The organism is Candidatus Curtissbacteria bacterium (assembly GCA_024654445.1).
In the GTDB taxonomy this organism is placed as follows: Bacteria; Patescibacteriota; Microgenomatia; order Curtissbacterales; family GWA2-41-24; genus JANLHP01.
The window spans coordinates 23,499-36,844 of sequence record JANLHP010000013.1 but is presented as its reverse complement, the minus strand read 5'-3'; the positions used below and the strand labels follow the sequence as shown (position 1 = coordinate 36,844).

The following is a 13,346-nucleotide window of genomic DNA, read 5'->3' as shown; positions in this document are numbered from 1 at the left end:
TTCTTCTTTTATCGAATGACTGGTTTTATTCTACTTTCCATCTATCGGTGACCCCTGACTCTTTAATTAGTCAACTATTACAAATCGTCTAATAATCGTCTATAATTCGTCTATATACTAATATGTTTCAGCCTCGATATACGATCACAGACAAGCTTTTAGCAAACATCAAAAGAATTGACTCTTTAGTTTCCAATCTCAATAATAAACATTTCTCAAACGTAGTACTTCTTGAACTTGAGAGAAGTGCGCGTGAAGTCTCAAGTTATGCTTCAACAAGCATTGAGGGAAATCCGTTACCACTAACAGAGGTCAAAAAGATTCTTAAATCAAAACCTTCCCATATTCGGGACAGTGAGCGCGAAGTATTAAATTACAATCAAGCGCTGCAAGACCTAAACAGAAAGCTTGCCGAAGGAACGATAGAAATATCTATAAGTCTCATTCTTAACATTCAAAAACAAATAACAGCAGGCTTGCTTCCGTCTTTTGAGTCAGGGCAGCTTAGAGAAAAAGCAGTTGTTGTAAATGATTCAAGAACAAGACAGACGGTATATCTTCCTCCTGATGTCAAAGATGTGGAGTTGCTACTTGAGGATTTAATCAAGTTCATAAATGAAAATATAAATGTAATTGACTCTCTAATTCTTGCTGGTGTATTTCATAAACAAATGGTTGTAATTCACCCGTTTATGGATGGAAGCGGGAGAACAACCAGACTTGTTACAAAAGTTTTACTGGCGGCTTTAGGACTCAATACGTTTAATCTTTTTAGCTTTGAAAACTATTACAACAAAAATGTCACAAGATACTTTCAGACGGTTGGAGAATTTGGTAATTATTACGAGATTGTTGACAAGCAAGACTTTACTAATTGGCTTGAATATTTTACAGAAGGGATTATTGACGAACTCTTGCGGGTTCAGAAAATGCTTCCGCAGTCTGCGGTAAATCCTGATAATGAGCTGCAACCATACCACCTTAAAATGCTTGAGTACATTCGCGAAAAAGGCTTTATTGCCGACCCGGCTTATGCAAAGCTCACAAGCCGTGCAAAAGCAACAAGAGCGCTTGATTTTAAAAAACTAATTGAGCTTGGGTTAATTGAGAGAAAAGGTCGTGGACGGGCAACCTATTATGTTTTAAAGGAAAAATAAAGAACTTAAGAGTTTAAGAAGCCAAGATTACTTGCGGAGACTGAAAACAAACTGATCGCCGGGATTCCACCAGAGGTCAGGCCTAGTCCAACGGCTAGGGAGCCATAACCCACGACCATGGCGACCAACTTCAAACACATTAGGATAGCCATCGGAAGCAGGAATTTGCTTCATTCCTATAGTAACCCATTCTCCGCGTGGTTGATCCTTATATTTAAGACGTAATTGAGGGCCGACTTCGGCAGGGCAAAGGTCAAGACCTAATTCTTGAGCTTTTGCGTATATTTCATCGGTTGTGGGTATGTTTTTGCTGATTCCTAAGTCTTTAACTTGTAAGCGAACTAGGTCTATTTCTTGAGGTTCCGGCAAAGTGGTGAAAGCAGGACTTTCCATCATGCTTCTGGCATAAGAGCCGATTCTAAAACCACCTTGAGTTAGTGCTCCTAAAAGTTCTTGTGAAGTTTTACCGCCAATCGTAAGGGTTTCCTGACGGACTCTACCTTCTAGAGAAGTGCGTAGCCTTGATGGTTCTGGTGCAAATCTTTCTGGAAGTAGTTCTTGAGATTGAAGGCTTCGGGCAAGTTGCTCCATTTGGCCAATACCATTGGCATATTGTTCAAGATTTGCTTTTGAAGCTCCTCTGGGGGCTTCAATGTAATTCATTGCCATAATCAACGAATGGTATCTTAACTATAGGACTTTGTCAAGAGAGTGTGCTGGGTTCAGAGACTTTGAAGAGATTCGTCTACCTCGCTTAACTCACTGTCGACATTCTCAACATCAGTGTCATTAAGATAAACTTCTATATCGTCAACCTCGTCCGACCCTCCTAAGGTCTCTAACCGTCTAACTTGTTCATCTTGGCTTATGCCACTATTTTTCTTGAAGTCTCCTAAGTCTAAAACACCAAACACTAACAGTGCAGCACCAACAACCGCCACCGAAATAAGTATTATTAAATTTAAAAGCCCAGATTTTCTAGTTTGCATGTTCACCTTCTTCGCTTCTTAAGTCAGCCGATGCCTTTAGGTCTCGGGTTACAAGGACTAATGCCTTATGATACTTCTTAAGAGATTCTTTCGCGTTTTTTACCGCATCTTTAGCCGCAGAAACCACACTTCTTACATCACCAGACGACGTATCTATCGAGTCAACAGCAGTTTGGGCGGCGTCTATTGCAGCTTGCGCTTCTGCCCCGGCTGCCTCGGCTGCTGCTAGATCGGCTTCCGCCTTTGACGTGTCAACCCCCTTGGCCTTAAGCTTGTCAATTCTCGAAGCAAGTCTTTCGGATATTTTGTCTAATCTCAGAAGAGCTGCATTATAACGCCTAAGGATTACTGCAAAGGCATTTCTAATCCTTGTAGCCGCCTCGCCTTTGAACTGTTCTTTCTTCGCTTCCCTATTCTCTTGTAAATTCTCCTGCAACATTTGTCTTTTTTCTAAATTCCTGTCGCGGATCTCTTGCCTCTTTAGCCTTAACTCCTCAAGCCTCTCCCCCATTTTCCCAACAGACTGGTCGTTGGAAATTGCAAACGCATCAAAAGAGAAAACAGCAAGGAGAATTACGAAAAGGGGCAAAAGAAATACCTTCTTCATGGACAATTCAATCTTATCAACCCAAAAATTGGCCGTCAAATTTTATCTGGTAGTAAGAGAAGCTAATATTGCGGTCCGCTTGCCGTCAGACGCCTTATTTATAACAATTGTACCAACGTACTGCTCATTTTTTATATTGTAAGTAAAATAAGAAGCGTTTTTTTTAAGATCTGCCTCCCAACCAAGAGCAGGCAGGCTCGTTCCATAAAATTCAACCACCTTATTTAAATCTTCCTCTGTTACAAAACTCGCTCCCCAAGAATCCATGCTCTCAAAAGACTCGACGGTCTTAGCATCTTTATATAAAGGGACAGTCTGAGGAAAACTCGGAACCACCGAACCTTGAACAAATTGATCAGCTTCTGCCTTTTTCTCTCCCCCACCAATCTTAGGCAGACAACCGGAAAGAACAAGCGGAGAAATAATAAAAACTATAAGGTAAAGCTTTTTGATCATTTAGAAAATATCTCTTGGGCAAGTTTAGAGAGATCTTCGCTGCTAACATCAACAACGTCACTTTTTTCAACCGGTGTGGGTAACTTTGACCTTTTTTGTGCAAGCACTGTTCTTAGACTGATCTTTTGACCGTACACGTCAGATAACGTTTCCTCAAGCAATTTTGCTATCTTGGGTTCCTCTAACTTCTCCTTGTGAAATTTGTAAAAAACCTCTAGTACTAGATTAACACCATCAAACTCCATCGGTCTAGTTGAACGAAGAAGCGCAACAAGATGAGCGTTTGCGGGCCGCACTTTCTCCAAAAAGTGCTTCCACTTATCTTCTATGTTAGATAGTGACCCCACCTTACCTTTTGCACTTAATTTTATCTCGCCAGAATCCCCTCCAGTATCAACAGTTACTTCAACTTTTTCTTTCCCTGATTTTTTCTCTTCCAAATTGGGCTCTTCAGCAACTCTTTCATTTCTTTTGACTGCAAGCTGCTCTTGAGGAAGGTTATCACCACAATATTTACACAAAGCTAGAAACAGAGAAATTTTTGGCAGCGGATAAAGTTTCATTTCGCCTTCTGCAATTAAAAGTAACTTGAGCAGATTTTGAGCATCCGCAAAACTTATGTCTTCGGAAAGTGAGTTTATCTTTTCTCTGCGCGCAGAATCTAAGTCTGAAAGAGTATCGGCAACTCCGATTTTTAAAAAGAGAATTTTTTCAACAACTGCAATAATTTCTCTAGTTAAAAGCTGGGCATCCCCTCCCTCTTTGGCAAAATCATCAATCAAAACGATCGCGGCCTTCAAATCTTTGTGCATCAGAAAACCGACAATTTCTGAAGTCTGGTTCCAGCCAGAAACTGCGATCGATTTTGTTATCTGCTCCGCGGTAACACCTAGCCCACTTGCAGCAGCCTGATCGAAAATTGAAATTGCATCTCTAAAAGAACCATCTGCTACTCTACTAATTGCGACAAGGGCATCACGGTCAACTTTTATTCCTTCGCTTTTGGCAATCTTTTCGAGTGCACGAATTATCGATTCATTGTTTGCTCTTGCGAACTTTATTCTGGAAAGTCTGGAAATTATCGTTTGAGGCAACTTTTCAACAGCTGTTGTACAGAGAATAAAAATTGCATGTGCAGGAGGCTCCTCTAAAGTTTTCAAAAGCGCATTGAACGCTTCGGTCGTCAACATGTGCGCTTCGTCTATTATGTACACTTTAAACTGGGAAAAAACAGGCGAAAGTTTAATTTTTTCCCGAAGGTCTCGTATTTCTTCGATGCCCCGGTTGGAAGCGGCGTCAATCTCAATCAGATCAAGGTGCGAACCATCAACAATCGCCCTACACGAAATACATTTATTGCAAGGCTCACCAAAATTCAGTTTCTGGTTTCTGGTAACTGGTTTCTGGTAGGCCTGACAGTTTACGGCCTTTGCAAAAATTCTAGCAGTTGAAGTTTTCCCCGTACCTCTTGGCCCGGAAAATAAATATCCATGACTTATCTTGCCAGATGACAACTGTGCCAAAAGTATTTCTTTTATATTTTCTTGACCGACAAGGTCAGAAAATTTCTGCGGTCGGTATTTACGGTAGAAAACGGTCATGTTAAATAGATCCTGTTACTCGTGATGAATTCCAAGTAAATGCTCGGCAGCGTGAGCGGTTAAGAAGGAAATTTCTTCGTCCACCATTATGCCTTCCTGGCCGGCAAGCATAACAACCTGCGGCCAGCATAACACTATATCACCCAGTCTCAATTTGTCATCAGGCGAATTAACAAAACCCCTATTTTCTGACGAGGATTCAGAGTCCTCGAGCGGAAACGAAAATACTTCGTGAAGATCGCTATCACCATAATATTTCTCTGAAAGCTCTTTCATTTTTCGCTCCCCCACAATAAAAACAGAGACCTCACAACTGGAGACAATTCCATGCTTCAGAAAAGTGTCAAAAACTGCCTTTCTTATAGCCTTTCTATTAACAGGATATCGGGTATCAGTCCGAATCAAAACAGTCAACATAAAATTACTTAGCGGATAATTTTTCGCGAACTAAGGCAGAAACAACGAAACCATCAGCTTGGCCTTTTATCTTAATCATTGCGCTGCTCATTACACGGCCCAAATCTGCAATCGTCGCGGCACCCGTCTGGGCAATAACTTCATCTACAATCCTACTTACTTCCTCATCGCTCATTTGTTCAGGCAAGTACTTAGAAACTACTGCCAGTTCCTTTTTTTCTTTTTCAACAAGTTCCGCTCGACCTGCATTTTCAAAAGCTTGAATCGATTCTTTGTGTCGCTTCGCCACTCTTGATATCTCCGAAACAATTTCGTCGTCTTCCAAGTCTGCACCCTTGGCAATTGCAGCGGTCTTAAGGTTTGAAAGCACCATTCTAAGGGAGGAAACCACAGTCGGGTTCCTCGCCTTCATTGCGGCAGTCAAATCAGAATTGATAGTATCTAAAAGTGACATTAAATCTTTCTCTTAATAAATTTTTTACGAGCCATCTGAATTTTTTGTTGCTTCTTTAAAGAAGGCTTTAGATAATGCTCTCTTTTTTTAAGCTCCATTAAAATTCCTTCGGCTTGGACCTTTTTGTTAAATTTTCTAATTAGTGAATCTACTGATTCGCCTGGTTGTGCTACGACTTTAGTAGCCATATAAAATCACCTTCCTCTCGCATATAATGATTTTCTTTAAAGTCTTGACCATTCTACTTTACTTCCTGATATCAAATGCATGTGCAAATGGGGCACATGTTGATATTTCCCGCCATTAAAAGTCAGTCTGAAAGCATCAAGTTTTTTATCTTCCACTATCTTTTTCGCAACTCTATATAACTCTATTATATCCCCGCTGTCTTCCTCGCTTACTGTCAAAACCGAATCAATATGCTTTTTTGGAATAATAAGAATGTGAGTTGAAGCAACAGGGTTAATGTCATGAATAGCAATCGCCTTTTTAGTTTCAGCGATCAAATTAGATTTAATTTCTCCGCTTACTATTTTGCAAAAAATACAATCTTTTGTGGTCATATATTTAACTCGTAAAGCTCCTTCTTTGACTAACCATTTAGTTTTTTTAAGCATATTACGCTTTTTCCAGAACCTCAACTACTTCATCTATCCCAAGGTTAGTCGGTTTCATAGTGGGATTTCTGGTCGACCCGTTTCTAAGTAAAACTTTGGAGGCATGCAGAAACCACGTTGCGTTGGGATCTTTCTTCTGAAACATTTCGTACGCGCGCGTTAGGTCGACCTTGTGATTATTGGAACCAGTTATTCGCACATGACCTCTTTTTGGGTCTTTTCTGACAACAAGCGCGAACCCTTTTTTAATAGCGGCATCCAAAACCGCGTCGTTTGGCGTATACATCGCAATTCCTTCTCCCCAGCGCGTCTTAAATTCCTTACCCTCTTCTAATTCTTTTTCCGCCTTCACTTTAAACTGCATAATCCTGTAAATCGCGTCCAGCGGCGACATCATCCACTCAACGTACTTTTCGTCTTGTTTCGGAAAATTGACCTTCCAACCAACTAAAATGCTCGGCAACCCAAATTCCCACCTGTCACTTTCCGGTTCTGGCCATTTGTAAACGTCCCATGCATGATCTACCTCGGTAAAAATCTTGACCATTCGAGCCAAGGCCTCATCATCTTCTGCTACATATCCTTCTTTGACTAAATGCTCGTAAACAAGCTGAGCTCCACAAGTAAAATCATTCGTTTGATGATGGTCAAACTTCCCCATGCCTGTGTCGACATGAACAATGTCCGGATTAGAGTCTACCGACTCGTTATTGTAAGTCCCTCCTGCAGGGCAAAAGACGACGTTGGCGTTTTTAAAATCGGGATGAAATTTTTTCAATAACCAAATCGCGGGTATTCCGTCAAAATCTGGAGAAAAATGGGTAACAATGGTTTTTGCCAATCAAGTAATGCACATCCTCTCTAATTCAAGCATAATTCTTTGTCATTGCGAGCGAATATATGAGCGTGGCAATCTCAAACTCTAATTAGATTGCTTCGTCGCTCCGCTTCTCGCAATGACGGAACTCAGACAACCTAGTTGCCATCGAATCGACTCTTCATTCTAAAACTTTAGCTTGTTTTTATCAAGGTAAATTATCCGTTACTGTAACAATCTTTGCGTCTCCTTCAGGTGTCCCAGCTCTATTCTTCACCGAATCGTAAAAATCTCTATCAAAAACCACCATAAAAATAACCCCATCTTTGTTTGCCGCCCAAACAAAGTCCATAAACCCATTCCATATCTTAGGAGTAATTCCTTCAGAACTCCTTCCGATAACTACTAATCCATTCTCAAGGGGAACCTGGCTCTGCCAATCTCTTTTTTCAACTTCCTTTCCACCTTGAAGAAAAGTGACAGTTTCCCCGTCGTAAACAAAACCAATGTCCTTCCAAACGCCACGTTGGACCTTTGGCCCGCAAACTGGATCTCCGTCATCAATAACTAAAGCCATTCCTGCATCAGGACAAGCAGCTAAGGCAGCAAAAAAAGCAATCGCTTCGTCTTTTGCAAGCACGGTATCGCCTTCGAACCTAGACAATCCAGGTGTAAGTGATTCGTTGAGTTTGATTCTTGCTTCTACTCGAACAGGCAAAGCAGTGAAATCATAACCCTCTCCGTTAAACTTGACCGCATCGTCGCCAAAACCGTCCAATTCCAATGCTCTTCCGCTATCGTTTCCTGCCAAAGCAGTTGCTTGGGGCTCAGGTGATGCTTTCGGTGAAACAACAGTTGGGGTTTTTGTGACCACGGTGGGCTCAGGAGTAGAAGTTGCTCTCTCGAATTGTCGACCTGCCGTTGGGGTTTATGTAGGCGTTGATACCTTATTATCCGGTGCGTCTGAGTCAACACAGCCTGAGAAAAACGCTGCGGCAAGAACCCCAGAGCTGAACGCAACTCTCCTTGGATTCCTTAAAAATGGCCCAACCCTTTCTCTCATTTGGAGGCTAATTATACACCTTGAATCAATTTTAGGGGGAATTTATAAAGCTACTGCTTTTTTAACCAAGTCCAAAGTCTTTGCTTGGAATATAGAAAGCGTTACGTATCTTTCCATGTCCGCTTTTTGTTCGTCGGTCAAATTTGCTTCTCCAACCCCTCTGAGTGCAGTCTCAACTTCTTCTTGAGAGACAGAAACTTTCTCATCTCTCCCGATCTTATCCATTACCAGTGTCGTTTTAACATTCTTTTCTGCTTGTTCTCTCCATTTAGTTTTAAGCTCATCAATCGTCGTTTTCTCTTCTTTAAGATAAGAATCTAAATCCCTTCCTTGCTGTTCTAGTTGCGAAGAAAGCCTCACTAAAATCCTATTGAGTTCGTCGTCAACTAATATCTCCGGCACCTCAACTTCAGTCATTTCGACCAACTTTTCAAAAAGCTCTTGCTCCACTTTCGCTTCCACTTGATCCGTAACAATAGTCTCCAGATCTTTCCTGACAAGTTCTTTTAGGTGCGCTAGATCTCTCGCTCCGATCGCTTTTGCGAAATTGTCATCAATTTTGTCCTGAGCTTTAGTCGAAGGACTTCCACTTTTTTCTGACTTCTTTGGTTCATCTTTCAAAAATATTTTCTCGCCTCGCGCGTCATAAATAAACTTTCTTGACTCCTCTGGCTCTTTTGGCTCCTTTGAAGCTTTTTGTTTCTTCCATGCTTCAAAAATATTTTTAATCGACTCGTCTACGTCCGTATTCGCAATCGCTTTGGGCTTAACCTTCTCTATTTTTATCTTTCTCCAATCACCAATTTTAATTTGGGGTTTCTGAGTAAAAGAGGCCGTAAAAGAAAAAGCAGAACCTGGGGCCAGGGTCGAAATCGAAATTTTAGGCGAATCTATTGGGAAAAACTTTTCCTTTTCGAAAACTTCTCCCAGGTGTTTGTTTATCAAAAAACCGGCTGCTTCATTGAGAATTTTGTTCGCACCAACATGTCCAACAAGAACATCCTTAGGAGCCTTACCAGGCCTAAATCCTGCTATTTTTGCATCTCGTCCTAAAGCAGCAAGAACTTGGTCGTAAGTTTGGTCAAATTCGTCCTTTGGAACATCGACTTTTACGTCCACTTTGCCTTTTGCACCTTTTGTTACTTGATACGACATATTAAAGGAAGATTTTACACTAAGTGCTTACAACAAGTCTAACGAGGCTGGCCAGAACTGCTTATTCTCTTAACGGCTTCATCCAGACTTATTAATTCACTATCTTTGGACGCTCTTTCTTTCCATTCAACTTTACTTCCTCCAGTCTTCTTGGAAACAATAAGTCTTACTGGAATCCCAATTAAATCAGCATCTGCAAATTTTTGTCCTGCACTAGCATCTTCTCTGTCATCCCATAAAACATCAATTCCGGATTTAGTTAATTTCTCGTAAGTTTCTTTTGCCCATTGCTCAGTTCCCGGATCTTCAATATGCACAAGATGAACGTCATAAGGACTAACCCCTTTTGGCCAAGTAATCCCTTTGTCATCATTGAAAACCTCAACGATCGACCCCATCAGCCTGGAAATCCCGATACCGTAACAACCCATCATCACAGGCTGTTCTTTTCCATCTTTATCTTTAAAAGTGAGGCCAAAAGTTTTAGAAAAATTATCCCTTAACGGAAAAATATTTCCAACTTCAATAGTCTTTGCCCGCTTCAAGGATCCGTGACCCAAAACGCATTCTTGACCTTCTTTGGCTTGAGCAATTTCAGAGTTCTCCGCATAATCTCCCCCAGGACAATAAATGATTTCATCTTCGCCACTTTCACAAATAACTTGATATTCGTCGGAAAATTCCGAAAAAGTCCCTCCGTCAGCCCTCGTTTCAATAGCGTCCAATCCGACTCTTTCAAAAACCTTTTTGTATGCACCTTTCATAACCTCGTAATATTCCAACATTTCAGCTTCTGTTGCATGGAACGAATATAAATCCTTCATTAAAAACTCACGTCCCCGTAAAAGCCCACCTTTTGCTCTTGGTTCGTCGCGAAACTTGTTTTGTATTTGGTAAACGTAAAATGGTAAATCTCTATACGACTTTACAAACTCTGTCGCGATCGGCACGATTACTTCTTCATGAGTCGGGCCCAAAGCATACTCAGCTTTATACCTGCTTTTGACCTGAAAAAGCGCATCGAATTTTTTCCACCTGCCGGTTTTCTCCCAACTGTCTTTGTTTTGAAGAGATACAAGCTTTACTTCTTGCCCCCCCGCAGCATTCATTTCTTCTCTAACAATGTTGGAGATTTTTTCTAGTACTCGAAGTCCCAACGGCAGATAGTTATAAACTCCCGCAACTTCTTTACGAATAAAGCCTGCCCGAATTAAAAGCTTCGCGTTAATAGAGCCTTCGTCCCTCGGGACTTGGCGTGATGTTTTACCAAAAAGCTGACTATATCGCATGAAATAATTATATATCGCGGCCCTCTACCTAACCAACTTAAGAATATCATTGTAAGTTACGAGAATAATCAGACCGATCAGAAGTACAAATCCCACCGCGTGTACCCATTTTTCCACAGTTGGATAAATTCGCCTGCGAGTTATCGCTTCAATAATAATAAAGAAGAACCTTCCACCATCCAACGCCGGAATTGGCAATACATTTACAACAGCAAGGTTCAAAGAAAGAAGTGCTGCGAGCTGCAAAACTGAAAGCGGGCCAAGCTTAACGGCCTGAGAAGTAATCGAGGCAATTCCAACAGGTCCAGAAACCCCCTCGCTAACGGGCGTTATATCACGATTCTTTAATGAATAACCAATAAGTTCTCCAAAAACTGCTTTTGAATAAGCAATCGTATTGTAGCTATGACCAAATCCCGCAAAAAGTTTTTGGGGTAAGGTTTCGTATCTCAAAACGGCAAGCTGGTCTAGCCCCACTCCAATTATTGGAGCCTCCACTTTTTCGTCAAAAGTAGGCGTTACCGAAACAGTCCTTGTCTTATTATTTGCGGGATCCTCTAAGACTAATTCTATTTGCGAATCACGATTTGTCCTGATTATGCTTTGCAGTTCTTCGATTGATTCGACCTTTTCTCCATTTGCAGAAATTATCGATTCCAACGGTTTAATCCCTGTTTTCGCTGCAGGAGAATCCGGCGCGACATTTGTAACCAGAACTTGTTTCGACTGATTAACAAATTTAAAATCATGATCGACTAGTAAGGGTAAACTTACCTTGAATCCTAAAGAGAAAATTACTACATAAAAAATCACAACAGCGAGGATAAAGTTAACAACAACACCTGCAATAACAACGAGTGCCCTTTGCAAAGCAGGTTTGTTGTAGTAACTATTCTTCGCATTCTTCTTTTCGTCGGTAGGGTCTTCCCCGACAAGCCTTACAAAACCACCAAATGGTAACAAGTTTATAGAATAGAGAGTCTCCCCAATCTTTTTACCCCAAATTCTGGGCGGCAGCCCGAACCCGAATTCCTCAACACCGATACCCGCCCTTTTGGCCATAATAAAATGCCCGAGCTCATGCAGGATAACTAAAATAGAAAGAATTAAAATAAACACTAAAACAGATATCATAAAAGTATCAAGAGTATCAAGAGTACCACAAGTATCAAAGGCTAAACAATCTTGTGAAGTATCAGTGAAGTAGTATATCTCAGCTCGTTTCGAAAATCTTTTTCGTTCATAAAAATTCTTGTGATACCTCTCTAGTACTTGTCATACCTGTGATACTTCTATATCACCCTTAGCTCTTCTTCCTTGCCTTTGCCAACAACTTCAATAAGTTCAATATATTCGTCATGTAGTTTTTGCAGTTCAGCTTCCTGCCTTACCTCTTCGTCCTCGCTCATATCGCCAGATTCTTTTTGTTTTTTCAAGTTTTCGCGAACATCCTGTCTTATTTGTCTTACCTGAACTCGATATTCTTCTAAAATGCCGTGCATCTGTTTTATAAACTGTTCACGCCTTTCTGTGGTAAGCGGCGGAATGGCAATTCGCACGACATCCCCATCTACAACCGGGTTAAGACCAATGTTAGCTTTAGTAATACCACCAACGATATTTGTGATTATCGATTTGTCCCAAGGAGAAATTAAAATAACCGTTGGCTCTGGCGTCGTAATTTGCCCAAGCTCCTTTACCATCATCTTAGACCCATAGGCATCTACTACAATTTCGGAAACTAAAGAAGTATTTGCCCTACCAGTTCTTATTTGGGCAATATCGTTTTTTAAATGGGAAATTGCCGCTTCCATACGGCTCCTTGCTTCGTTTAACATCTTATGCGATAGAAATTTCTCTCAGCTCTCCGAATCTAGCAATCATTATTCTAAATGCTCCTTCACTCTCCGAAAACTTTCCATCTTTACTGTAATTTTCCTGTATGGTGTTAGCACCCGCTCTGCACACATCAAGCGCAGTTTGTGCACCTACATGATTTTGTCCATTTAAATAACCTTCATATCTGTCAATATCAATTATTAAACCTACAAAATCTGAAGCATCCCAGTAGAGACCTGGGGAGAGTGTCCGCACATCATCAAGTTGTGCTTTAATTACTTCTCGACGCAACCTTAAGCTGTCTTCAAAACCCTTCAAACTGAAATTCCCGTCGCTATCGGAATAAACTTCATCTGGGATCGGACCACTTAAAATATCAAAAGGGGTTTTTATAGCGCTGACAACAGCTTCGACCATCGTAAATTATTGACCGAGTTCGAATCTCATAAACCTTTTAATAACAATGTTTTCTCCGACTTTCGCTATAGTTTCTTTTACCAAATCCGCGATCTTTTTGGAAGAGTCACGAATATATTCCTGCTCTAAAAGTTCTTCGACGTCTTTCGGGTCCATTGCGGCAACTTGCATCGCAACTTCGTGGGCGAGTTGTTTAAACTCGTCTGTCCTTGCTACAAAGTCAGTCTCAGAGTTAATCTCGACCATCGAACCAACTTTACCACCAGAATGAATGTAGGTTTCAATTGCACCAGCGCCAACAGCTCGGTCAGATTTCGAAGCTGCCTTATCAATTCCCCAACTCTCCAAAAGCTCTTCTGCCTTCTTAAGATCGCCACCGGCCTCTTCTAGCGCCTTGCGACAATCAGCGATCCCAACCCCTGTCTTTTCTCTAAGTTTTTTTATTTGATCTATGTCGATACTCATTGT

At 41.1% G+C, this 13,346-nt stretch carries 19 protein-coding genes; 1 reads left to right on the top strand and 18 read right to left on the bottom strand.

Annotated features, from left to right (window positions below; translation table 11 throughout):
* The first annotated feature begins 122 nt into the window (after window positions 1-122).
* Window positions 123-1,157 carry a Fic family protein gene (locus tag NUV69_01250; protein MCR4324293.1) on the top strand — a complete coding sequence of 345 codons (1,035 nt, stop codon included), beginning with the start codon at window positions 123-125 and terminating at the stop codon, window positions 1,155-1,157.
* A gap of 27 nt (window positions 1,158-1,184) precedes the next feature.
* Here NUV69_01250 and NUV69_01245 read toward each other — a convergent pair whose 3' ends face one another.
* The 18 genes from NUV69_01245 to tsf all read right to left on the bottom strand — a co-directional run bounded on the left by NUV69_01245 (window position 1,185) and on the right by tsf (window position 13,343).
* Window positions 1,185-1,820 carry a hypothetical protein gene (locus NUV69_01245; GenBank protein MCR4324292.1) on the bottom strand — a complete coding sequence of 212 codons (636 nt, stop codon included), beginning with the start codon at window positions 1,818-1,820 and terminating at the stop codon, window positions 1,185-1,187.
* Between the two features lie 59 nt (window positions 1,821-1,879).
* The gene (locus NUV69_01240) at window positions 1,880-2,152 is read right to left on the bottom strand and encodes a hypothetical protein (GenBank protein MCR4324291.1); all 273 of its coding nucleotides are present in this window, start codon (window positions 2,150-2,152) and stop codon (window positions 1,880-1,882) included.
* Complete coding sequence (locus NUV69_01235) at window positions 2,136-2,753, bottom strand: hypothetical protein (protein ID MCR4324290.1); 618 nt, start codon at window positions 2,751-2,753, stop codon at window positions 2,136-2,138. Before NUV69_01235 ends, NUV69_01240 begins: the two co-directional genes overlap by 17 nt.
* A 42-nt stretch (window positions 2,754-2,795) precedes the next feature.
* A complete protein-coding gene (locus NUV69_01230) occupies window positions 2,796-3,209 on the bottom strand; it encodes a hypothetical protein (protein ID MCR4324289.1) in 414 nt (137 codons plus the stop codon).
* Window positions 3,206-4,810, bottom strand: coding sequence for a DNA polymerase III subunit gamma/tau (gene dnaX, locus NUV69_01225; GenBank protein MCR4324288.1), 1,605 nt, complete (start codon window positions 4,808-4,810; stop codon window positions 3,206-3,208). Before dnaX ends, NUV69_01230 begins: the two co-directional genes overlap by 4 nt.
* A 15-nt stretch (window positions 4,811-4,825) precedes the next feature.
* Window positions 4,826-5,215: an rRNA maturation RNase YbeY gene (ybeY, locus tag NUV69_01220; GenBank protein ID MCR4324287.1), complete on the bottom strand. Its 390-nt coding sequence runs from the start codon at window positions 5,213-5,215 to the stop codon at window positions 4,826-4,828.
* A gap of 16 nt (window positions 5,216-5,231) precedes the next feature.
* On the bottom strand, window positions 5,232-5,681 hold the full coding sequence (locus NUV69_01215) for a GatB/YqeY domain-containing protein (GenBank protein ID MCR4324286.1): 450 nt from the start codon (window positions 5,679-5,681) through the stop codon (window positions 5,232-5,234).
* Window positions 5,681-5,869: a 30S ribosomal protein S21 gene (gene rpsU / locus NUV69_01210; protein ID MCR4324285.1), complete on the bottom strand. Its 189-nt coding sequence runs from the start codon at window positions 5,867-5,869 to the stop codon at window positions 5,681-5,683. The genes NUV69_01215 and rpsU overlap by 1 nt, the downstream gene beginning before the upstream one ends.
* Window positions 5,870-5,905: 36 nt before the next feature.
* The gene (locus NUV69_01205) at window positions 5,906-6,244 is read right to left on the bottom strand and encodes an HIT domain-containing protein (GenBank protein MCR4324284.1); all 339 of its coding nucleotides are present in this window, start codon (window positions 6,242-6,244) and stop codon (window positions 5,906-5,908) included.
* Window positions 6,245-6,299: 55 nt separating this feature from the next.
* A complete protein-coding gene (locus tag NUV69_01200; GenBank protein MCR4324283.1) occupies window positions 6,300-7,139 on the bottom strand; it encodes a hypothetical protein in 840 nt (279 codons plus the stop codon).
* Between the two features lie 184 nt (window positions 7,140-7,323).
* Entirely contained in the window at window positions 7,324-7,989 is a 666-nt protein-coding gene (locus NUV69_01195) for a hypothetical protein (protein MCR4324282.1), read from the bottom strand.
* Window positions 7,990-8,043: 54 nt separating this feature from the next.
* On the bottom strand, window positions 8,044-8,178 hold the full coding sequence (locus NUV69_01190; protein MCR4324281.1) for a hypothetical protein: 135 nt from the start codon (window positions 8,176-8,178) through the stop codon (window positions 8,044-8,046).
* Window positions 8,179-8,220: 42 nt separating this feature from the next.
* A complete protein-coding gene (locus tag NUV69_01185) occupies window positions 8,221-9,333 on the bottom strand; it encodes a hypothetical protein (protein ID MCR4324280.1) in 1,113 nt (370 codons plus the stop codon).
* Between the two features lie 38 nt (window positions 9,334-9,371).
* Window positions 9,372-10,622: a His/Gly/Thr/Pro-type tRNA ligase C-terminal domain-containing protein gene (locus NUV69_01180; protein MCR4324279.1), complete on the bottom strand. Its 1,251-nt coding sequence runs from the start codon at window positions 10,620-10,622 to the stop codon at window positions 9,372-9,374.
* 24 nt (window positions 10,623-10,646) lie between these two features.
* On the bottom strand, window positions 10,647-11,756 hold the full coding sequence (locus NUV69_01175) for a M50 family metallopeptidase (GenBank protein ID MCR4324278.1): 1,110 nt from the start codon (window positions 11,754-11,756) through the stop codon (window positions 10,647-10,649).
* Between the two features lie 158 nt (window positions 11,757-11,914).
* Window positions 11,915-12,460, bottom strand: coding sequence for a ribosome recycling factor (gene frr / locus NUV69_01170; GenBank protein ID MCR4324277.1), 546 nt, complete (start codon window positions 12,458-12,460; stop codon window positions 11,915-11,917).
* A gap of 1 nt (window position 12,461) precedes the next feature.
* Complete coding sequence (locus NUV69_01165; GenBank protein MCR4324276.1) at window positions 12,462-12,878, bottom strand: hypothetical protein; 417 nt, start codon at window positions 12,876-12,878, stop codon at window positions 12,462-12,464.
* A gap of 6 nt (window positions 12,879-12,884) precedes the next feature.
* Entirely contained in the window at window positions 12,885-13,343 is a 459-nt protein-coding gene (gene tsf / locus NUV69_01160) for a translation elongation factor Ts (protein MCR4324275.1), read from the bottom strand.
* Window positions 13,344-13,346: the final 3 nt, after the last annotated feature.